This window comes from Paenibacillus sp. FSL H8-0537 (assembly GCF_038051995.1).
Lineage (GTDB): Bacteria > Bacillota > Bacilli > Paenibacillales > Paenibacillaceae > Pristimantibacillus.
In genome coordinates this window covers 4,551,078-4,571,323 of the sequence record NZ_CP150290.1, presented here as the reverse complement: position 1 = coordinate 4,571,323, position 20,246 = coordinate 4,551,078, and the positions used below count along the sequence as shown (strand labels likewise).

At 47.3% G+C, this 20,246-nt stretch carries 20 protein-coding genes and 1 other RNA gene; 13 read left to right on the top strand and 8 right to left on the bottom strand.

Annotated elements, in window-relative coordinates:
- Positions 1 to 127: 127 nt before the first annotated feature.
- Positions 128 to 1,306 carry an MFS transporter gene (locus MHB80_RS19230; protein ID WP_341278474.1) on the bottom strand — a complete coding sequence of 393 codons (1,179 nt, stop codon included), beginning with the start codon at positions 1,304 to 1,306 and terminating at the stop codon, positions 128 to 130.
- Positions 1,307 to 1,566: 260 nt separating this feature from the next.
- Between MHB80_RS19230 and MHB80_RS19225 the strand changes: the two genes are divergently transcribed.
- The gene (locus MHB80_RS19225; RefSeq protein WP_341283031.1) at positions 1,567 to 2,595 is read left to right on the top strand and encodes a tetraprenyl-beta-curcumene synthase family protein; all 1,029 of its coding nucleotides are present in this window, start codon (positions 1,567 to 1,569) and stop codon (positions 2,593 to 2,595) included.
- 31 nt (positions 2,596 to 2,626) lie between these two features.
- Positions 2,627 to 3,595, top strand: coding sequence for a 6-phosphofructokinase (gene pfkA / locus MHB80_RS19220; RefSeq protein WP_341278473.1), 969 nt, complete (start codon positions 2,627 to 2,629; stop codon positions 3,593 to 3,595).
- A gap of 242 nt (positions 3,596 to 3,837) precedes the next feature.
- Here the strand turns inward: pfkA and MHB80_RS19215 are convergent, their stop codons facing one another.
- Both MHB80_RS19215 and MHB80_RS19210 read right to left on the bottom strand, forming a co-directional pair.
- Positions 3,838 to 5,025: a putative glycoside hydrolase gene (locus MHB80_RS19215; RefSeq protein WP_341278472.1), complete on the bottom strand. Its 1,188-nt coding sequence runs from the start codon at positions 5,023 to 5,025 to the stop codon at positions 3,838 to 3,840.
- 209 nt (positions 5,026 to 5,234) lie between these two features.
- On the bottom strand, positions 5,235 to 5,429 hold the full coding sequence (locus MHB80_RS19210) for a hypothetical protein (RefSeq protein WP_046229973.1): 195 nt from the start codon (positions 5,427 to 5,429) through the stop codon (positions 5,235 to 5,237).
- 272 nt (positions 5,430 to 5,701) lie between these two features.
- Between MHB80_RS19210 and MHB80_RS19205 the strand changes: the two genes are divergently transcribed.
- The 4 genes from MHB80_RS19205 to MHB80_RS19190 all read left to right on the top strand — a co-directional run bounded on the left by MHB80_RS19205 (position 5,702) and on the right by MHB80_RS19190 (position 9,024).
- Positions 5,702 to 7,303, top strand: a complete 1,602-nt coding sequence (locus MHB80_RS19205) for a DEAD/DEAH box helicase (protein ID WP_341278471.1) — start codon at positions 5,702 to 5,704, stop codon at positions 7,301 to 7,303.
- Between the two features lie 195 nt (positions 7,304 to 7,498).
- On the top strand, positions 7,499 to 8,287 hold the full coding sequence (locus MHB80_RS19200) for a DUF624 domain-containing protein (protein WP_341278470.1): 789 nt from the start codon (positions 7,499 to 7,501) through the stop codon (positions 8,285 to 8,287).
- A 45-nt stretch (positions 8,288 to 8,332) separates the two neighbouring features.
- A non-coding RNA gene (gene ssrS / locus MHB80_RS19195) (6S RNA) lies at positions 8,333 to 8,517 on the top strand.
- Positions 8,518 to 8,628: 111 nt separating this feature from the next.
- On the top strand, positions 8,629 to 9,024 hold the full coding sequence (locus MHB80_RS19190) for a DUF1499 domain-containing protein (protein WP_341278469.1): 396 nt from the start codon (positions 8,629 to 8,631) through the stop codon (positions 9,022 to 9,024).
- Between the two features lie 70 nt (positions 9,025 to 9,094).
- Here MHB80_RS19190 and tpx read toward each other — a convergent pair whose 3' ends face one another.
- Positions 9,095 to 9,613 carry a thiol peroxidase gene (tpx, locus tag MHB80_RS19185; RefSeq protein ID WP_341278468.1) on the bottom strand — a complete coding sequence of 173 codons (519 nt, stop codon included), beginning with the start codon at positions 9,611 to 9,613 and terminating at the stop codon, positions 9,095 to 9,097.
- A 94-nt stretch (positions 9,614 to 9,707) separates the two neighbouring features.
- On the opposite strand from tpx, the gene MHB80_RS19180 reads away from it, so the two are divergent.
- Both MHB80_RS19180 and MHB80_RS19175 read left to right on the top strand, forming a co-directional pair.
- Positions 9,708 to 10,364 carry a rhomboid family intramembrane serine protease gene (locus tag MHB80_RS19180; RefSeq protein ID WP_341278467.1) on the top strand — a complete coding sequence of 219 codons (657 nt, stop codon included), beginning with the start codon at positions 9,708 to 9,710 and terminating at the stop codon, positions 10,362 to 10,364.
- 25 nt (positions 10,365 to 10,389) lie between these two features.
- Entirely contained in the window at positions 10,390 to 11,292 is a 903-nt protein-coding gene (locus tag MHB80_RS19175) for a LysR family transcriptional regulator (RefSeq protein ID WP_341278466.1), read from the top strand.
- A 162-nt stretch (positions 11,293 to 11,454) separates the two neighbouring features.
- Here MHB80_RS19175 and MHB80_RS19170 read toward each other — a convergent pair whose 3' ends face one another.
- Positions 11,455 to 12,138: a zinc metallopeptidase gene (locus MHB80_RS19170; RefSeq protein WP_341278465.1), complete on the bottom strand. Its 684-nt coding sequence runs from the start codon at positions 12,136 to 12,138 to the stop codon at positions 11,455 to 11,457.
- A gap of 65 nt (positions 12,139 to 12,203) precedes the next feature.
- Positions 12,204 to 12,644, bottom strand: a complete 441-nt coding sequence (locus tag MHB80_RS19165) for a MerR family transcriptional regulator (protein ID WP_341283030.1) — start codon at positions 12,642 to 12,644, stop codon at positions 12,204 to 12,206.
- 354 nt (positions 12,645 to 12,998) lie between these two features.
- On the opposite strand from MHB80_RS19165, the gene MHB80_RS19160 reads away from it, so the two are divergent.
- The 3 genes from MHB80_RS19160 to MHB80_RS19150 are packed head-to-tail and all read left to right on the top strand — an operon-like array spanning position 12,999 to position 16,223.
- A complete protein-coding gene (locus MHB80_RS19160) occupies positions 12,999 to 14,369 on the top strand; it encodes an ammonium transporter (protein ID WP_341278464.1) in 1,371 nt (456 codons plus the stop codon).
- A 34-nt stretch (positions 14,370 to 14,403) separates the two neighbouring features.
- A complete protein-coding gene (locus MHB80_RS19155) occupies positions 14,404 to 15,471 on the top strand; it encodes a DUF294 nucleotidyltransferase-like domain-containing protein (protein WP_341278463.1) in 1,068 nt (355 codons plus the stop codon).
- 17 nt (positions 15,472 to 15,488) lie between these two features.
- Positions 15,489 to 16,223, top strand: coding sequence for a 3'-5' exonuclease (locus MHB80_RS19150; protein ID WP_341278462.1), 735 nt, complete (start codon positions 15,489 to 15,491; stop codon positions 16,221 to 16,223).
- Here the strand turns inward: MHB80_RS19150 and MHB80_RS19145 are convergent.
- Complete coding sequence (locus tag MHB80_RS19145) at positions 16,210 to 16,638, bottom strand: M67 family metallopeptidase (protein WP_341278461.1); 429 nt, start codon at positions 16,636 to 16,638, stop codon at positions 16,210 to 16,212. The two genes, MHB80_RS19150 and MHB80_RS19145, sit on opposite strands and share 14 nt — an antisense overlap.
- Before the next feature lie 196 nt (positions 16,639 to 16,834).
- Between MHB80_RS19145 and MHB80_RS19140 the strand changes: the two genes are divergently transcribed.
- Positions 16,835 to 17,365, top strand: a complete 531-nt coding sequence (locus MHB80_RS19140; protein WP_341278460.1) for a TlpA disulfide reductase family protein — start codon at positions 16,835 to 16,837, stop codon at positions 17,363 to 17,365.
- 25 nt (positions 17,366 to 17,390) lie between these two features.
- Positions 17,391 to 18,302: a DMT family transporter gene (locus tag MHB80_RS19135; protein WP_341278459.1), complete on the top strand. Its 912-nt coding sequence runs from the start codon at positions 17,391 to 17,393 to the stop codon at positions 18,300 to 18,302.
- Positions 18,303 to 18,546: 244 nt separating this feature from the next.
- Here MHB80_RS19135 and cimA read toward each other — a convergent pair whose 3' ends face one another.
- Positions 18,547 to 20,160: a citramalate synthase gene (gene cimA, locus MHB80_RS19130; RefSeq protein ID WP_341278458.1), complete on the bottom strand. Its 1,614-nt coding sequence runs from the start codon at positions 20,158 to 20,160 to the stop codon at positions 18,547 to 18,549.
- Positions 20,161 to 20,246: the final 86 nt, after the last annotated feature.

The following is a 20,246-nucleotide window of genomic DNA, read 5'->3' as shown; positions in this document are numbered from 1 at the left end:
GGGATTAACGTCTACATAGTCAGGCTGGAACAAAAAACAGCTTCAGGAGCCACTTGATCGTGTGGAGCCGAAGCTGTTTTTTTGATTTATGGCATGAGCTATAGTGGGACGCTCAGTTAGCGTAAGTTCAAGCGCTGCGCCTCGTATAATGTTTGTAAATAAAACCTGCGGCTGCAATTAAAGCAAGCGTAGTACCTAAGTTAAAGAAGACGGTGCGTCCAAAGCTTTCATATACATAGCCGCCAATGGTTCCACTGAGCAGACCGGCAAGGCCTGTCCATACAACGGCATATACCGCTTGGCCAGATGCACGAAATTCATCGGGAATGATCTGCGAAATATAACGCAAAGCAGTCGAGAAATAGATGCCGAATGTAATGCTGTGCATGAGCTGTGTCGCCACGACGAGATAAGGGCTGCTCAAATGTCCAATGAGCCACATTCGCAGGGCATATAATACGCATGCAATAAACAGCAGCGGAAGCTCCTTGAATTTATGGCCGTACTTTCCAAGCAGATACAGCACGGGAATTTCGCTGCAGGCCGAAAGTGTCCAGGCGAGGCCAATAAGTGAATCGCTAGCTCCCATTTGATGCAGCGTTACAGCAAGAAAGCCTTCATACATGCGATGCGCGATCGATACGATCAAAATGAGGACGAAAAAGGAAACGACCTCTCTTTTGCCCAGCAGCTTGAAAAAACCGCTGAAATCCACTTTGCGGGCACTCCCGCGATAATCACGCAGCAGAAAGGAGAGCGCTAGCGTTATCGTTATCGTACAGACTGCGAGCGGCAGCGTCCAATTGGAGCCCATCTCCTTCAATAAAATGCCGAACAAGTAGGCCGATATGGCAAACCCGAGCGAGCCGAAAATGCGAATGAGCGCATAAGGAACACCTGTATATTGACTGGATAATAAAATCAAGCTGTCATTCAAAGGGTTAATAGGCGTCTGAAAAAAATAAAAGATCGTCATCACCAGACAGATTATCGTAAAATCTTGAATGGGGAACAGCAGCGAGATCATGACTAGCTGCCCGAATAATAAAAATACAAACAATTTTTTTATCGTCTGAAACCGGTCGCTTGCCCAGCCTAGCAGTAAATTCGCAAAGACAGATATGAAGGGCCCAGTTGCATATATAATGCCGATTTGATGCTCGGAGTAGCCTCGCGCCAGAAAGTATAATGGCAGGTAGGAGACGAGCAGTGCCTGTGTTGAGTAGGCAGAAAAGCTGAAGGCGCGGAGGCGCAGCGTTTCTTGGGATGTGTTAGGCTTCGCCTTGTCAAGGCCAAGTTGTGTCATTGCTGTATTCACTCCATAACTGTAAAAAACCTTGATTATACAGGTGTTATAGCTAATTATTAATAGATTGTAAACCAGTATAACATGAACTGCTGGATTATTGTTTATTGAAATGGTACATTTATGAGTGGAGGTTTCATTCATCGTGTAATAATGGGCTGGTAGCCGGCGGTTATTCAGCATTTTTTAAGAGGAGGAGGTGCATCGTGAGATTGACGACATTTTCAGGCAGCCGTGCGCCCCGAGGGCCTTTAAAACTTATGCATCGCGTATATAAATATGTGCTGCCGGAAGTTGAAGCGCAGCTTGGGAAGCTGCGGGTGATGGCAGAGCAAATTCCTGACAGGGAGCTGCGGACGCAAGCGCTGAGCAGCATAGCGAGCAAGAAATTCCATTGTCAGGGCGGCGGCGTGTATGCAGCGGCTAACTTGGAACAGCGGCATATTCTGATACCGCTTATTGTTGCGCTGCAAACGATTAGCGACTACCTGGACAATTTGTGCGATCGCAGCACTTCTCTTGATGCGGATGATTTCCGCCTATTGCACCAGTCCATGCTTGATGCGGTTAATCCGGCAGCGCCGCTCCGGGATTATTATGCCCACCGGAAGGAGCGGGACGACGGTGGATATTTGCACCACCTCGTTGCCGTGTGCCAGCACCAAATAGCGCTGCTTCCTTCCTATGCCAGCGTTCAGCGTGATGTAACCGAGCTGGTCAGCCTATATGGCGATTTGCAGGTGTACAAGCACATTCGCCATGACTTGCGTGAGCCGAAGCTGCTCGCTTGGTGGGAGAAGCATGCACAGCGCTACCCGCACTTGCAATGGAATGAATTCGCAGCTGCCAGCGGATCGACGCTCGGCATGTTTATGCTATTTTTAGCGGCCAGCGGTGATGGTCTGTCTTCGCCGGATGCGGCGGCGATTAAAGAAGTTTATTTCCCCCACGTATGCGGCCTGCATATCATGCTTGATTATTTGATTGATCAGGCGGAGGATCAGGAAGGTGGAGATTTGAATTTCTGCAATTATTACGACAGCTTCCATTTGATGGCGGAACGGATCGGTACAATAGTGGAGTGGGCAAGGGAGGATGTGCGGCATTTGCCGGCTTCCCGGTTTCATCGCCTTATCATTGAAGGGCTGCTTGCCCTGTATTTATCCGATCCGAAGGTGCGTGCGCAGAAAGAAGTGCGCAGCGTAACGCGCAAGCTGATGAAGAACAGTCCGCTTACCCGCCTGTTTTTCCTGATTAACAGCGTGTGGATCAGGAAACAGCAGGCTTAGCAATATATTACATCATTTTGGAGGAATGACTATGTCTTCAGTAAAATCAATCGCAGTATTAACCAGTGGTGGTGACTCCCAAGGGATGAACGCAGCCGTTCGTGCTGTAGTGCGGAGCGCTTTGTATAACGGGCTGGAAGTATACGGTGTACAACGCGGTTATCAGGGTCTTCTGAATGACGATTTGCGCCAAATGGATCTTCGCAGCGTAGGCGATATTATACAGCGCGGGGGAACCATTTTGCAGACGGCGCGCTGCAAAGAATTTATGACAGCTGAAGGCCAGGAGAAAGGCGCTGAAGTTTTGCGTGGGCGTGGCATCGACGGTTTGGTCGTTATTGGCGGCGACGGCTCTTATCAAGGGGCTAACAAGCTGAGCAAGCTCGGCATCAAGACGATGGCATTGCCAGGAACAATCGATAACGATATTCCTTTCACGGATTACACAATCGGTTTTGATACAGCTGTGGGCATCGTTGTTGATGCCATCAACAAAATCCGCGACACGATGTCATCTCATGAGCGTTCGTCTGTCGTTGAGGTTATGGGCCGTCATTGCGGAGATATTGCGCTTTATGCTGGACTTGCAAGCGGCGCCGAGACCATTCTTGTACCAGAAGTGCCGTTCAATTTAACGGAGGTTTCGCAGCGGATGGAAGCCAACTTTGCCAAAGGCAAACGTCACAGTATCGTTGTTGTTGCTGAAGGAGCAGGTAATGGGCATGATGTATCCAGCGAAATTACGCGTGGTTGCGGACTTGAGCCGCGGGTGACCGTCCTTGGACATATTCAACGCGGCGGAACACCGACCGCTGTTGACCGTATTCTTGCAAGCCGTCTGGGCGATTATGCTGTGCATCAGCTGATGGCGGGCGATTCGGGCAAGGCTTGCGGTATCGTGCGCGGGGAGTTTCTTTCCACGGATATCGACACGGTTGTCAATACGAAAAAGCCATTCAATCTGGATTTGTATGAGCTTGCGCTGCGTCTTTCGCAATAATGCTTACAGGCCCGTCTGGGCAATTGCAAGGGTTCGTATTAAAAAACAAACAAATAACCTCCGGCAACGCTTAAAAGCAGCGTACCGGAGGTTATTTGTTTGAAATATAGAAAAAGATATCCTAATGCTATCCTTTCTCTATATTTCTCGGAATGAAACGCGCCGCGCGGCCAAAGGATGGCGACAGCCGTTTCACCTTGTAGCGAGAAGCGGGATTATACGCAGCTCGACTTATCAAATCGCTATTCGTAATTAACGCCTTCTGAATATTTATTGCCTGCATTCCATAAGAGAAATTCATGAATGTCGGTGTCGGAGAGCGCCTTAATTTGTGCCTCGACTTCTTTCTTGCCATATTTCATATAATTGCCCTGTCCAAGCCAGCTGGCTGTAAAATCCTGAATCCAAGGGCGGATAATTGGCTTAGCATCACCGATCGGGTCCAGCTTGGCATGCGTATCCTCCATAGCGCCTACGATGGTTTCATAAGGGCTTTTGTCCGGTACCTTCTGCTTAAACCAGCCAGTGCTGTAATGGCTCGGATAAACCATGGGAGATATGACGTGCACATCGTTGGAAATTTTCACAAAGTCCTGGCCAATGCCTTCGGCTGCAGGCACCGATGCGGCGTAGCCGAAAATATCGACCGATACACGCACGCCAAGCGGCTCAAGCTGCTCACGGGCATATTTTACGAATCCCGCAACGGCATCGACTCGGCTCTGCTCTGTTTTCTTATACTTCAGCGAATCGGCTTTCTTATCAAAGCCTTCAGGAAAACGAACATAATCAAACTGGATTTCTTTAAAGCCCAGCTTAGCAGCTTCCTTGGCAACGGCTACATTGTAACTCCAGACTTCCTTCATATAAGGATTAACAAAGCTTTCACCGCGGCCATTTTTCCAAATCGTTCCGTCGGAATGGCGGAACGACAGCTCCGGATGCTGGCGTGCCAGCACAGTGTCCTTAAAGACGACAATTCTGGCAATCGGGTAAACCTCATGCTGCTTTAATTTCTTCATCAAGTCGCCAATGTCGCGAATGTACTTCTGGGTAGTTCCCAGTTCGAGCAGCTCCGGCGTCTCGGTCGGATAAGTAATATAGCCGTTGTCGTCTTTGACATCGATGACCATGCTGTTAAGCTTCGTATCATCAACAAGCTTAAGCAAGCTATCCATACGCGCTCCACCTGCACTGTGAGCCGTCACGTAGATGCCCTTCACAACGGGAGCATCTTTCTGCGGATCGCGCTTAGCGCCCGTCTCAGACGTCCCCTGGCCTTCTCCACCCGTTGGGCTTGCCTGCACGATATTTGTTCCTAGTGAAGCGTTTAGTACCGAGGCTGCGAGCTCCCGGGCGGCTGCATGATCCTCTCCGCTTCCCGTCAACAAGCTGTATAACAGCATGACAGTTGAAAAGATGATGTCCATTTCCTTCTCTCCCCGCTAGCTCTTCTTTCCAAATTATAAAGCAGAATTAGGCTGCGTGACACTTATTTTTTTCTAAAAGCGTAATTTTACACAGAGAAATGTTGCTTAATGCACCATTTTTGGGCGGGAATTTCCGGAGAAAAAAAGCATGCAAAAAACCTGCTGACGCATGCGTCAGCAGGTTCACTATCAATCGGTATATCCCCTTGTCATTGCAGTAAGGCTTCTCTTTGGTGCTCGCAAATGCTGTGCTGAACAATCTCCATTGCATCCGCCGGTTCAAGTACAGCCAGTCCGTCCCTCAATACGATATTGATCGAGAGTTCCCGATCCGTAAGAAAAGGACTGAGCTCGGGTGCTAGCTTCTCTACAATTTGTGACAGTGTTACGGTTTCGATATCCACCTGGCATCACCCTTTCATCATAGGTTCAGGGCAAAACATATGGCATGAAAACGTTAAAACAGCGGGATAACCACATTATAGCAGGATCAACTTTAAAAAAACAGGGTTAACTGCCATGTGCGCTGCGGGCAGGGGCTATACAATAAAGCAACCGCTTTCTCGTACGACTTTTGATTTGTTTTTAAGCTTCGCTGGTAAACGTGTATGATTGTATGCTATAATAGCTTGGATATTTTTCAAGTAGGCTGAAGATAAAAGGAGTATGAGAAAGTTTGAAAACATTTGCTGAATTTGGCTTGGAACCTAAAGTGTTGCAAGCAATCACGGAGCTGGGGTTTGAGGAGTCAACTCCGATCCAGTCCAAAGCTATTCCAATTGCAATGGCTGGTCAAGATTTAATTGGTCAGGCACAAACAGGAACAGGAAAAACAGCGGCATTCGGAATTCCGCTCATTAATAAAATTCCGACAAGCGAGGAGCGCATTGTCGCCTTAATTATGACGCCTACCCGTGAACTCGCTATTCAGGTAGCTGAAGAAATCGGGAAGTTGACTCGATACAAAGGTTTACGCTCATTGCCAATTTACGGCGGACAAGAAATTGGACGTCAAATTCGCGCTTTGAAGAAGAAGCCGCAAATTATTATTGGTACACCAGGACGTTTGCTTGACCACATCAACCGTAAGACGATCCGTCTTGAAGATGTACAAACGGTCATTCTTGATGAAGCAGATGAAATGCTGGACATGGGTTTTATGGAAGACATTCAGTCGATCCTGAAGCAAGTTCCAGACGAGCGTCACACCATGCTGTTCTCGGCTACAATGCCGGCGAACATTCAGAAGCTTGCACAGCAATTTCTGAAAAATCCAGAGCATGTGTCGGTTATTCCTAAGCAAGTTACGGCGCCGCTTATCGATCAAGCGTATATTGAGGTTCATGAGCGTCAGAAGTTTGAAGCGCTGAGCCGTTTGCTTGATATGGAATCCCCAGAGCTTGCCATCATCTTCGGTCGCACGAAGCGCCGGGTTGATGAGCTGAGCGAAGCTTTGCAAAAACGTGGTTACACGGCAGACGGCCTTCACGGCGACTTGTCCCAAAACCAACGCGACAGCGTAATGCGCAAATTCCGCGATGGCAGCATTGATGTGCTGGTTGCAACGGATGTAGCTGCTCGTGGCCTCGACGTTTCGGGCGTAACGCATGTTATCAACTTTGACCTTCCGCAAGATCCGGAGAGCTATGTTCACCGTATCGGCCGTACTGGCCGCGCAGGCAAAGAAGGTACGGCATGGTCGTTCGTAACGCCTCGTGAACTGGATCACCTGCATTTCATCGAGAAAATTACACGTCAAAAAATCAGTAAAAAACCTTTGCCTAGCATTGCGGAAGCGATTGAAGGCAAACAGCGCTTGACAGCTGAGCGTTTGCTCGAAGTTGTTCAAGAAGAAGAGTTCACGGAATACAAAGCAATTGCCATTCAATTGCTTGAGCAATATGATTCCGTTCACTTGCTTGCAGCAGCCGTTAAATTGCTGACAGGCGAGAAGAAGGAAGTCAATATTGAATTGACACCGGAAGAGCCGCTTCGCGCGAAAAAACGCAAGCCGGACATTCGTTCGAATGGTCGTCGTTATTCTGGTTCCTCGTCCTTTAGCGGTGGCAGCAGCCGCAGCTCCAGTGGCGGTGGTGGCGGCTATCGTGGCCGTGATGACAGACGTGGCGGTGGCAGCAGCAGTTCGAGCTCCAGCTCGCGCAGCAGCAGCAGCAGCAGCTATGACCGTAACCGTGATGGTGGCAGCAGCAGACCTCGCACTAGCGAGAACCGCCGTCCAAAACCATCGTCCGAAAGCTTCAACAATAACAACAACTAGGGTCATATCATCTTGATAAGCCCGAATAACAAAGCTTAAGAAACCGGGGAAGTCCGTGATGCCTTACGGGCGTCCTGACTTCCCCTTTTTTATTGTTCATTTGATTAAGCCAGCCTGCTTGATTGAATAATATGCTTTGGTGCATGTCACAACCAAAATAGTAACGAACAAGACGGAATAGTGGGGGCAGATCACATGGAGCCAAGGGGTTTAATGGGAGGTTTTTACCGCATCTCCGAATGGATTATGCGATTATCGGTAATCAATGTATTATGGCTAATATGTTCAATTCCTTTTGTATTATTGGCGTTTGTGGGCGTATTTCCAGGAAATGCTTCAGCATTAGATGAGGCGGCTTATCTGGACCATGTTAAAACAACATTGATTTTCATGGCGATTGTTGCTCCGTTCACCTTATTTCCAGCTACAGCTGCGATGTTTGCGGTAGCTCGCAAATGGGTGATGGGTGAAACGGATGTCCCGCTATTCAAAACTTACTTTAGAGGATATAAGGAAAATTATCTTCAAAGTATGATTGGCGGGTTTTTCTACGCTATTCTGTTTGCCATTATGATTGTCGATTTTATTGTGTATCGCGACCAGTACAGCCTGATTTCTTATATCTTTATTGCGTTGCTGCTTCTGCTGGTAATTTCTTTGTTCAACTTTTTCTCGATGCTTGTCCATTATCATATGAAAACGTTTCAATTGTTGAAAAATGCTATTCTGATTACGATTGGCCGTCCAATACGCTCATTCTCTTCTGCGGTAATGAGTGGTGCGGTCATCTATATCAGTACGCGCTTCACCTTTTTGATTCCGTTTTTTATGGGCAGCATTATCGCTTATCTGTCGTTCTGGAATTTCTACATGATTTACCAGAAGCTGCAGGAGCAGGCGGAGAAAGCTAGGCTTGCCCAGGAGGCAGAAGAGGTCGAATTTGCAGAGCTTACAGATGGCGATTCGAGCTCGTCCAATAAATAAACGTTTAGACATTTACAATTGTAAAGGTAACGTTTATAATAACAATACATCCTGCGATGTTCGTTTCGGCTTTACGTTGTTTTGAACCAATGGCTGTTTCTCGGGAGACCTAAATTGTTACGTTGCTGACATGCCCTCTAAAGGGGACTTCAAATTCGTTTCTGCGGACACCCACCTTGCGAAAGCGAGGTTCAGAAACATGTAAGTCGGACGGCATAGGCGGGTTTTTATCTACACTCAAGAGACTCTGCTGCGCTAACACGCTCAGGGTTCTTTTTTTGTGTAACAAAACATGTTAATATAGATATTACATACAAAGATGCTGGAGGGGGAGATCGTTTTTGTTGAAGCGGACCGTAATCGGGCTGCTGCGCAGTCATGAACAAACAGGCGATAAAGCCAAAGACCCGATGCTCAAATCCCATTTTTACAAGTTGTCCAAGGAAAAGGCTTGGGAAGAAGTAGTTTCTACGCTGAAGAAAATGCAGGGCTACAAGGTGTTGCATGAAGTTCAATCGGTTGGGGAGATTGTGCTCGAGAAACGCACGGCTTTCGGCCGGACGATGGACATTACGGTGTCGGTCATCAGTGTGAATCCAGTAAATGCAGCCGTTGATATTTATTCGGCTTCCAGAGGCTCTTTTGGCGACCTTGGTTCGAACTACCGGGTTATTCTTGAGCTTTATCGAACGCTGGACAAGAAGCTCTCTGCTTATAAAACGACCGGAAACTCATAAAACGTACAAAAAGCGAGGAAGGTTTCCCTTCACTCGCTTTGTTTGTGCACATAAAAGATTGTATACTGGATTATACGAGCGCTTTAGCCGCGTTAATCGCCGCTTCATAGTTCGGGTGCTCAGTCATTTCTGCCAAGTACTCGACATATTGGATCGTATCATTGGCATCAATGACAAAGATCGAGCGCATATCCAGGCCGAATTCTTTAATGTAAACACCATATGCTTCGCCGAAGCTTTTAAGTTTGTAGTCCGACAGCAGCTCGACTTTATCGATGCCTGCGGCACCACACCAGCGAGCCTGAGCGAAAGGCAAATCTACACTGATTGTAAGTACAGCGACGTTGTCGCCAAGCGAAGCAGCAGCTTCATTGAAACGGCGAGTTTGAGCGTCGCATACGCCTGTATCAATAGAAGGAACTACGCTGATTAATTTGATTTTACCAGCATAATCTTTCAAGGATACGCTATCAACGAGTGTTTTGTTCACTTGAAAATCAGGAGCTTTATCGCCGACTTTCAATTCTGGTCCGATTAATGTAAGTGGATTGCCCTTAAATGCGGCAGCTCCAGCACGTTCTTGAGACATGTATAACGTCCTCCTCAAAGTTAAATGGTCAATACCCATTAATTATAATCGGAGCGCGGCAATATTGTCCAATTCTAGAGCGGGGGAATTACTGATGATTTTTTTAAGATACGAAAGCTTTCGCGTTTATTTAAGATCTTATCCCATAACTTCTGCGATAATCGCGTTAAATACGCTCTTTTTTATATTTGTTGCTTTAAATGGTGGAACGACTGGCGGAGAAAACTTGTACCGCTGGGGTGCCTTTTTAACGTTTCATGGAGATCCGTACGGACTGGAAGAGCCATGGCGCTATTTAACGTCCATCTTTATGCATGGAGGCTTTCAGCACTTGCTTTTTAATATGTTTGCCCTGCTCGTGTTTGCGCCGCCCTTGGAGCGTCTGCTGCGCTCTGTGAAGTATGTTGTTTTTTATCTGCTTTGCGGGCTGCTCGGCAATTTGTTCAGTGCAGTTATTACGGTTATGACAGAGGGTGGCAATGGGGAATTTGTCCATTTGTCAGTGGGAGCATCCGGTGCGATTTATGGCATTTACGGAGCGTATCTATACTTGTCGCTGTTCCGTAAAGCTTGGCTGGATGATGGATCACGCAAAACCGTATATATGATTTTGGGAGCAGGCATCATTTATTCCATTATTTTGCCGACAATAGATTTATGGGCGCATGTTGGGGGTGGCCTTGCCGGCTTCCTCATGTACGGTTTATTCGATCGGGCAATGGTACGCAGGCAGCGGATCGTCCGGAGATAATGTTTGGATAAGATAAGGAGAGATCATGGAACTTCGTCAGCTTTATTATTTCGTCAAAGTAGCGAGAAAAGAGCATGTGACACAGGCGGCGGAAGAATTGCATGTTGCTCAATCAGCTGTGAGCCGTCAAATTCATCAATTGGAGGAAGAGCTTGGCGTAAAGCTTTTTTTACAAAAGGGCAGAAATCTGCAATTGACACCTGTAGGTCATTTGTTTTTGAAGCGGGCTGAGGTCATATTGGCTGATCTGGACCGGGCTGTTGTGGAAATACATGAATTTCTTGACCCGGAAAAAGGAGAAATTCGGCTAGGCTTTCCGCATAGCCTCGGCGTATCCTTAATCCCGCAGGTTGTGGCCGCTTTTCGCAAGCATCATCCGAATGTGCAGTTTCGTTTTAGGCAAGGGATGTATCCGTCGCTCATACGAGATATGGTGAAGGGTGATATTGATCTTGCTTTCATTTCTCCTTTTCCGGATGAGCATGAGCATGTATGCGGGCAGGTGCTGCTGACAGAGGAGCTTTATGCGATATTGCCGCCGTCACATCCACTTGCTGGAGAGAGCTCGATTCAATTAAATCAGCTTAAGGACGAGACATTTGTCTTGTTCAGCGAAGGTTATTCGTTAAGGCCCATCGTATGGGAAGCGTGCCAGGAGGCAGGGTTTACACCGAAAATCGGATTCGAGGGCGAGGAGACGGAGACGATCCGCGGGCTGGTCGCCGCTGGGATGGGTGTCAGCTTGCTGCCGGAAATGGCGCTTCATCATACGGGCATTTTACAGCCAGCGAAGGTGCGCGTGGAGCAGCCTCATGTAACTCGCAATATCGGCATCATTCATCGTTCCAATGAGAAGCTGTCGCTCGTTGCGAAGGTGTTCCATGGCTTTCTGCTGCATTATTTCAATGAGAAGAAGCATGAGGATTAAAGCAAGAACAGTTATAGGTTATAGGAGAAAGAACCGCTGCAGGCGCCAATTTTATTCTGGCTGCTGCAGCGGTTCTTTTTTTTGCGTGAAAAGAAGAGTGGACCTGCCTATTACTTAGGCGGGCCCACTCTTCTGAGTTGATCATGTTAGTCTGTAAGCTAGTCATTCCCGGTTTGATGATGTGAAGATCATAATATATTTGACGAGCTCCAGCAGGGAGATGAGCGCGGCTGCTACGTAAGTGAGAGCGGCAGCGTTCAGAACTTTGGCGACACCGCGTTCTTCTTCATTCGTTATAAAGCCTTCGGCAATCATAATATGGCGGGCACGGTTGCTTGCATTAAATTCAACGGGCAGTGTAATAACCTGAAAGGCTACTGCTACAGAGAAGAAGATGATGCCAAGACCAATCAGATTAGCCTGTTGCAGCAAAAATCCGGCGATCAGCATGAATGGAGCAATGCCGGATGCGATGTTAACGACCGGGAAAATGCGATGGCGCAGCGCCAGCATCGGATAATTCGCCTTATGCTGAATCGCATGGCCGACCTCATGGCAGGCAACGGACAAGGCGGATATGGAGTTTTCATAATAAACATGCTCGGAAAGTCGTACTTTACGTGATATTGGATCATAATGATCGCTTAGGGTGCCTCGTACAGGTTCAATCTGTACATGCTGCAGCCCATTAGCATCGAGCATTTTGCGTGCGGCCTGGTAGCCGGTTAGTCCGCTCATGGAGCGAACGGTAGACCAGGTTTTGAACGTTCCTTTAACCCTAAATTGCGCCCAAATCGATAAAGCGAAAGCGATTAGGATGAGAATGTCCATTTTGTGAAAAAACATAACGTCATTCCTCCAAATGATAATTTTGACTTACCAATCAAGGGGAGAAGCTATGATTGTACAACTTACATAAAATTTCCCTTGTTTAGCAGCAGCATTAGCGCTTCTATACAAGCTGCCGTTTGTGGCATGAGACGAGTGTAGAGCTTGTTAGCCTGGCGTGGCTTCATTTGCTTGATTACAGGCTCCAAGTCTTTAACCTCGCGTTCCAGCTCGCTTAGACGAAGCTGTAGGTCGGTTAGCTTGCGCGATACCTGCTCTTCAGCAGTTACGCTATCCCACTGCGCTAATGAATGTTTAATTTCTTCAAGCGTGTGCTTGTTTTGCTTCATTTGATCAATACGTTTCAAACGGATCAATGTTTCAGAATTATACAAGCGGTAGTTCGTAGAAGAGCGTTCCGCCGGTTCAATAAGTCCCATTGAAGTATAATAGTCAATTGTTCGCGGACTGATGTTGGCCAGTTTAGCGAGTTCTCCAATTTTATAACGTTCAGCAGATTCCAATCCGTTCACCTTCTTTCCTCTATCTATATATGTCTATATTTAATGATAATCGGAAAGTAACCATACAGTCAAACGTATGACATGGATATGTGAGTGCAGGAGAATTATGCCTAGGAAGATGCTTCCTATAATAGAAGGTGAAAAGCACAAAGGTTAAACTTCAGCGCGACAAAAGCTGCCAAGATCAGGCAGGGACTGTGAAAAAACTTAACATTAATCGCTTTCTTGAGGCGGAATGTTAGATTTTTTTTGAAAATAGAATAAAACGTATTGTCAAATGCGACTATACTGACTATAATGACATTAAGTCTTTCCTGAAATGTTAGGAAACATAACGCATAGGGAGTGGTCGTAATGATTAGAAAGATGTTATTCACACTAGGGGCAATGTGCTTAGTATTCCCGGCAATGGCTTTTGCGAATGACCCATCCAATGCAACATTGAACATGGGCGTCAACTCCTTGTGGGTCATGGTAGCATTCGTATTAGTTTTGCTCATGCAAGGCGGGTTTATTCTTTTGGAAACAGGTTCGACCAGAATGAAAAATGCTGGCCACGTTGCTGGCAAAACGATTTTCACAGCTGGTCTTGCAGGTTTGATTTACTGGGCTGTCGGTTACGGTATTGCTTTCGGAACGGCTAATGCCGATGGCGGTACGAGCAGCCTTATTGGCTGGGGTGATTTCTTCTTTAATCCAGCCATTACAAGTGTGGACGACGGACTTCCAACAACAATTTTCTTCCTGTTCCAACTAGCTTTCGCAGCAGTATCGCTTTCCATCGCATGGGGCGGCTTTGCGGAACGTGCTAAATTGTCCTCATACCTTATTTTCACCGTTATCTACATTGCTGCGATCTATCCGGTAGTTGCTCACTGGATCTGGGGCGGCGGTTGGCTGGCGGAAGATGGTGCACAAGACTTTGCCGGTTCGACGGTCGTCCATTTATCCGGCGCCTTGGCAGCTTTGGCAGCAACCATTTTACTTAAGCCTCGTATTGGCAAGTTCAATAAAGATGGCTCTGCCAATGAAATTGCTGGTCATAACCAAGTGTACACAGCTCTATCGGTATTGCTACTGTGGGTTGGCTGGTTCGGCTTTAACGCAGGCAGTACGTTAGCAATCGGCGATGGATTCTTTGGTTACGTAGCATTTACAACGATGCTGGGCGCCGGTGCCGGTGCGGTTTCCTCACTGCTCATTTCGTGGGCTGTAACAGGCAAGGCTGATATTACAACGACATTGAACGGTACACTAGCTGGTCTTGTTGCGATTACAGCTTCCTGTGCATTCGTTGATCCATGGGCAGCAGTTGTTATTGGTCTAGTAGCTGGCGTGCTTGTATTCTACAGCGCAAAGTTTTTCGAAAAAATGAAAATCGACGATCCGATCTATGCAATGTCGGTTCACGGTGCAGCTGGTATTTGGGGTACGCTGGCTAACGGTATTTTTGCAACACAATTACTGGCAGATAAAGTTGGCGTAGGCCAAGGTGGTCTTATCGATACTGGCAGCTGGAAACAATTGTGGGTCCAATTCGAGAGCGTTGTTGTATGCGGCGCATTCGTTCTTGCAGCATCGTTTCTGGTACTTGGCGTTATGAAGCTGGTTATGGGCTTCCGTGTAACAGAGGAGCAAGAAATTGTAGGTCTTGACCTTAGTGAGCATGGCGCTTATGGTTATCCTGAGCAAATGAAAAAAGCAGGACAAAACCTGCACGGTTAATATTATAAGGGCGATTTAAAGGGGAGAGACTCAGATGACAGACCCTGTGCATGTGGAGCTGCTGGAGCAGATCGGCTCAGCCGGAGAGGTGGGCACGCTGCGCAGCTTGCGGGATCAGGTACATGATCGGATGAAGGAAGCTCTCCTTGCAAGCCCTGTCGAACAGTTTAATGAACAATTGAATGAGATGCATGATTCGGTGATCAGCCGGGCAATTGCACTCGCAGAAGCGGAAATGGCACGGATGGGGAAGGGTTCTCCTCCCGTGCCTTACGCCTATTTATTATTCGGCAGCGGAGGCAGGGAAGAGCAAACCTTGTCCAGCGATCAGGACAGCGGCATTGTTTATGAGAATACAGTTGGTGATGAGCCGTATGTGCAGCGTTATTTTAATGAATTATCAGCGTTAATTGTCAGCTACCTCCAAACAGCTGGATATCCTCCATGTGAGGGAGAGGTAATCAGCAGCAACCCCGAGTGGTGCAAATCACTATCAGCATGGGAGGAGCAAATTAACCTGTGGTTTAAGGAGCCGAGCTGGGAGGCTGTTCGTTATTTGCTAATTATAGCGGATGCACGCTGTATTTTTGGAAGCGAGCTGCTCATGCGGAAATTTAAGGATATTTTTTTCACCGACATGCTGGCAACGCCGATTATTATTAGACGCATGCTGGAAAATACGATGAGGCACAAAATGCTGCTTGGCGTATTCGGCCATTTGCTCAAGGAGCAATATGGAGAGGATGCAGGCAGTCTGGACATTAAATATGGGGCCTACATTCCTATGGTCAACGCGATTCGTTTGTTATCGATACAGCGAGGCATTCGCGAGTCTTCTACGATGGATCGCATGCGGAGGCTTTTGGAAGAAAAGGAGCTTTCGGAGCAGGAAGCAAAGCAATGTGAGCAGGCTTTTCTCTTTATTCTTAAGCTTCGGCTGTTATCAATTGAAAGCTCGGAAAACGGCTGGTATGGCAACAATGGCAAAGTAGCTTCTCGCAAGCTGACTAAAGAGATGAAAGATCAATTAAAGAAAAGCTTGCGGCTGGGCAAGAAGCTGCAGCGCAAAGTGTATAAAACCACGACGGGAAGGCTTGTGTAAGGCGGTGGATGGAGATTATGAAGGAACCTAAAGGCGTGGGACGGATGTGGAGCTTATATAAAATGGGCGGCTTTACGCCGGCCATAGCCTCAATGCTGGGATCGCAAAACGCCCAGCAAATGGCTTTTATTCGCTCTGTCAACAAAGAGCAGCGCAAGCAATCTCCGCTTGACATGCTGCTTAGAGAAATGGAGTTTATCGTGTTCGACTTGGAGACAACGGGATTTTACCCGTCGAATGGAGATGAAATTATTTCCTTTGGCGCCGTATTAATGCGGGGGAGCGAAATTTATTCCTCGGAGACGTTCTACAGCCTCGTTAATCCAAAGCGCCGCATTCCGCGGGCTATTGTGGAGCTAACGGGCATTACGAATGAAATGGTAGAGGATGCCCCTGATTTAATGCAGGTACTGCATGACTTCATGGAGTTTGTCGGCAAGCGGCCGCTCGTTGCCCATGCTTCCGGACATGATAAGCAATTTCTCAACGCTGCGCTATGGCGAACGTCGAAGGTTAACTTAAACCACCGTGTATTAGATACGATGATGGTTGCCAAGTGGCTGGAGCCGAAGCGTGATAGCTACGCGCTTGATGATTTGCTGGAGGACAGCGGCATTACAATTACACAGCGGCATCACGCGCTGGAGGATTCTTTAATGACGGCGGAATTGTGGCAGGCGTATCTGCGGCGTATTTTTGAGCGGAATATAAATACGCTGGGTGACCTGTATGCTTATCTCAGTCAGCGATAGCCCATTGCAATGACTGGAAGCATCCGTTCATGTAGCAATAAGCCTTTATTTCAGGCTGCAAAGGCTGCTGCAAAGAAATAATCCAATACGACAATAATAAATCATCCGAATGGAGGCCCAGCCCATCAGCAGTTGAAGGATGGGGATGCGACGTTGGGTGAGAGTGAAAGAAGCCGAGCAGAGATTGCCGGCTTTTTTGCATGCGGTAATAAGCCTTTACCCAATCGTCTGGAGCGAAAGCGAAGGCGGTGGCAGGGGAAGAATGGACGTTGGCAATAGCGGTCACGTCCACTATTTTGCCGATATCTCTTTCACCTGTCAAAATCCCACAGGCTTCCATGGGCAATGCTTCCCGGCATGAGGCAATGAGCCGATCATAAGCCTGTGTTGTTATATGTAGTAGCTGCAACTGCACGCAAATTTCCTCCCGTCAATTGTATATTCTATATCGAATAGGTATGATTTGATTTATTTTAACCTAAAATAAAAGGGGAAAACATGGCGGATATGACGGTTTAATGAAGGAAAGCTGTTTTTCTTGAGCTTGTCTTGCCGGACATGTTACGATAGAAGCAGATAAAAGCATGAATTTGGCAGGAGGATTTGGGAAAATGAAGAAGGCGTCCGCATGGTTTATAGTAGCTTTTGTGCTGGCAGGCTTGGCCATTTCGCAATATATGGAGAAAGACAGCGCAATTATTGCTGCTTCCGGAGATTTTAAGCCGAAAGCGGGATATTCTGCCCAGCAATTTGAGCTTCAGGCGCTTGATGAGCAGATGTACAAAATCGGTGGCGAGCAGGGCAAGCTTAGCTTCGTGAATTTTTGGGCGTCATGGTGTGGCCCTTGTGAGCTGGAGGCGCCTGATTTGCAGGAGCTTCATGAGAAGTACGGGGATAAAATCGCAATGTATGGCGTTAATTCAACTAAGTTTGACAAAGAGCGCGCGGCTAGGCAATTTGTGGCGGATCATGAATTCACGTTTACCATTCTGATGGATCGTGAGGGAGATGTCACGAAGGAATACAAGGTAAATACTTTTCCGACGACGTTTCTAATTGACTCCAAAGGTGTCATTCGCGAAAGAATCAATGGAGTCATTCCGCTTTCGGAATGGGATCGTCTCATTGAAAAATATTCATAAGCAGATAAGGGAGCCTGCACGAACAATGAATACAGAAAAGAAGAAATTATGGCTCCACCCTTATGTATGGCTGTTTATTGCCGTTTTGGCTGTTGCGGTATCGTCGATTATTATCAAGTTTTCAAGTGCCCCTTCCTCGGTGGCAGGGATGTACCGGTTATTAATTACCGTCGTTATTATGCTGCCGCTTGTACCGTGGAAGGTGCTGCGAACGATTCGGCTAACCGGCAAAGAGTGGATGGTTTTAAGTTGTGCAGGCTTTTTTCTCGGCCTGCATTTTTTGTTGTGGATGGAATCGCTGAAATATACGTCTGTTGCAAGCTCCATGGTATTTATAACGCTGCAGCCATTTTTTGTGATGCTTGGCTCGTTTCTTCTATTTAAAGAGCGCCAGACGATAGCCGGCAGCCTTTGTATGGCGATGGCGGTATTGGGCTCCTTCGTTATCGCTTGGGGCGATATCGGAATTTCGCGTGAGGCATTATTTGGCGATTTATTGTCCTTGCTCGGAACGATGGCGGTTGCCGTGTATATGATAGCTGGGCAAAAGGTCAGCAGCAGCCTGCCCTCGAATCTTTATAGCTTAATGGTTTTTTTGATTGCAGGAACAGTCATGTTCATTTACAATCTCGTCAATCAAATTGCATTGACGGGGTATGCTGCGGAGGAATGGATGTATTTCGTCTTGCTTGCGATTATTCCGACGATCTTCGGACATTTGGTGTTTAATATGCTGCTGAAGCACATTGGGGCGACGAACGTTTCGATGGCGATTATCGGCGAGCCGGTGCTGGCCATGATTTTGGCTTATTTTCTGCTTAATGAATATTTAAATACTGCGCAGCTTATTGGAAGCTTTTTGACGATTGCCAGCATGGGCATGTTTTTTCGACTAAGGGCCCGGTACAGAGCAGTTGCTGCGGAGACAGCCGCTTAAGAAGGGAGCATCATTGGAGCTGCCTGCAAAAATAGCGTTCGACCATTTTATCAAAACACAACCGTAAATGTCTGTCGCCGTCCTCTGGCGGCAAAGCTACCGTTTCGAGGTTGGAATATAGAGAAAGGATAGAAAAATCATATACTTTCCTATATTAAAAAAAGGGCATTCCTGCAAGCCAGTTATTACTTATGGCTTGCGGAATGCCCTTTATTATCGTTACAGCTGCCTCTTATGCGCTAAATTAATGGTTTACTAGTCCATGCTGCTCGGTTACAGGGGCATCAATAGCATCGGGTTTGCCCATGTTAAGCAGAGCGTAGCGAATGCCGTCAACCAATGCTTCCCAGCTTGCTTCGATTACATTGTTAGAAACTCCTACGGTGCTCCATGTGTTGTCGATGCTAGTAGACTCTACAAGTACGCGCACTTTAGCGGCTGTAGCGTCTTTCTCGTCGATTACACGAACTTTGTAGTCGGACAAATGGATCTGCTTGATTTTTGGATAAAACTGCACGAGAGCCTTTCTTAAGGCGTTATCAAGCGCGTTGACAGGGCCGTTGCCTTCCGCAGCGGTGTAAACCTGCTCGCCGCCAACGTTCAGCTTGACGATCGCCTCGGTGCGGAGCGCGCCTTGCGAGTTTTCCACCAGCATTTTAAAGGACTCGACCGTGAAAATTTCTTCGACCTCGCCAAAAGCTTCTCTAAGCAGCAGCTCAAGCGATGCATCAGCACCTTCAAATTGATAGCCTTGATGCTCCAAGTCTTTAATCCGCTCCATAATTTGCTTCGTTTTCTCGTTGTTGGCATTCACATCGAGGCCAAGCTCCTGGGCCTTGGATATGATGTTGCTTTGGCCTGCCAGCTCGGAGACGAGTATGCGCTGTTTGTTGCCAACGAGTTCCGGCGCGATATGCTCATAGGTTTTGGAATCCTTCATAATCGCTGACACGTGAATGCCGCCTTTATGGGCGAAAGCTGCATTGCCGACATAAGGCTGTCCTACAGGCATATGAACGTTGGCAATTTCACTGACAAAACGTGCGGTTCCTGTTAGCGTGCTCAGCTTGTCATCCGGCAAACAGTTATAGCCCATTTTAAGCTGCAAATTGGGAATAATCGAACAAAGGTTGGCATTGCCGCAGCGTTCGCCATACCCATTGATCGTACCTTGTATTTGACGAGCTCCGGCTTGCACGGCAGCAAGCGAGTTGGCAACGGCGAGCTCACAGTCGTTGTGCGTATGAATACCGATAGGAGCATTCAGCTCGGCGCGAACACGCGACACGATTTCGTGAATTTCGCCCGGCAGCGTGCCGCCATTCGTATCGCAAAGCACGAGCCAATCCGTTCCCGCTTCCTGCGCCTTGCGCAGCACAGCCAGCGCGTATTCCGGGTTATGCTTGTACCCGTCGAAGAAATGCTCCGCGTCAAACATCGCTTCAATACCGTTATGCTTGAGGAAAGCAAGCGAGTCGTAGACCATAGCTATGTTTTCTTCAAGCGTCGTTTGCAGAGCGGTGTGTACGTGGAAATCCCAAGATTTTCCAACTAACGTCGCTGCAGGAACGCCGGATTCTTTAATTCTAAGCAAATTAGCATCCTGGTGAGCCAGACTGAACTTGCGTCTAGTACTGCCGAATGCCGTAATCTTCGCTCGCAAATTATACGCTTTAATGCGCTCGAAAAACTCAATATCCTTGCTATTGCTTCCCGGGTTGCCGCCCTCAATATAATGAACGCCTAGTGCATCAAGCTTTAAAGCGATCTTCAGCTTGTCCTCCGCTGATAGGCTGATGCCTTCTCCTTGCGTACCATCACGCAGCGTCGTGTCAAAAATAGATAAATTCATTGTCATGGCCAGAAGGCCTCCTTCTTCACTGATAGCCTTTACAATTATAATGAATTATTATAACACTAGTTGACTGGAATGTAGAGGGGAGC

Bases quoted from the DNA above. Each gene is read 5' to 3' on its own strand.
- MHB80_RS19150 (WP_341278462.1), top strand. From the start codon at position 15,489: ATGAAGGAACCTAAAGGCGTGGGACGGATGTGGAGCTTATATAAAATG.
- MHB80_RS19170 (WP_341278465.1), bottom strand. From the start codon at position 12,138: ATGTTTTTTCACAAAATGGACATTCTCATCCTAATCGCTTTCGCTTTA.
- MHB80_RS19225 (WP_341283031.1), top strand. From the start codon at position 1,567: ATGCATCGCGTATATAAATATGTGCTGCCGGAAGTTGAAGCGCAGCTT.
- MHB80_RS19135 (WP_341278459.1), top strand. From the start codon at position 17,391: ATGAATACAGAAAAGAAGAAATTATGGCTCCACCCTTATGTATGGCTG.
- MHB80_RS19140 (WP_341278460.1), top strand. From the start codon at position 16,835: ATGAAGAAGGCGTCCGCATGGTTTATAGTAGCTTTTGTGCTGGCAGGC.
- cimA (WP_341278458.1), bottom strand. From the start codon at position 20,160: ATGACAATGAATTTATCTATTTTTGACACGACGCTGCGTGATGGTACG.
- MHB80_RS19230 (WP_341278474.1), bottom strand. From the start codon at position 1,306: ATGACACAACTTGGCCTTGACAAGGCGAAGCCTAACACATCCCAAGAA.
- pfkA (WP_341278473.1), top strand. From the start codon at position 2,627: ATGTCTTCAGTAAAATCAATCGCAGTATTAACCAGTGGTGGTGACTCC.
- MHB80_RS19160 (WP_341278464.1), top strand. From the start codon at position 12,999: ATGATTAGAAAGATGTTATTCACACTAGGGGCAATGTGCTTAGTATTC.
- MHB80_RS19155 (WP_341278463.1), top strand. From the start codon at position 14,404: ATGACAGACCCTGTGCATGTGGAGCTGCTGGAGCAGATCGGCTCAGCC.
- MHB80_RS19200 (WP_341278470.1), top strand. From the start codon at position 7,499: ATGGAGCCAAGGGGTTTAATGGGAGGTTTTTACCGCATCTCCGAATGG.
- MHB80_RS19175 (WP_341278466.1), top strand. From the start codon at position 10,390: ATGGAACTTCGTCAGCTTTATTATTTCGTCAAAGTAGCGAGAAAAGAG.
- MHB80_RS19215 (WP_341278472.1), bottom strand. From the start codon at position 5,025: ATGGACATCATCTTTTCAACTGTCATGCTGTTATACAGCTTGTTGACG.
- tpx (WP_341278468.1), bottom strand. From the start codon at position 9,613: ATGTCTCAAGAACGTGCTGGAGCTGCCGCATTTAAGGGCAATCCACTT.
- MHB80_RS19180 (WP_341278467.1), top strand. From the start codon at position 9,708: ATGATTTTTTTAAGATACGAAAGCTTTCGCGTTTATTTAAGATCTTAT.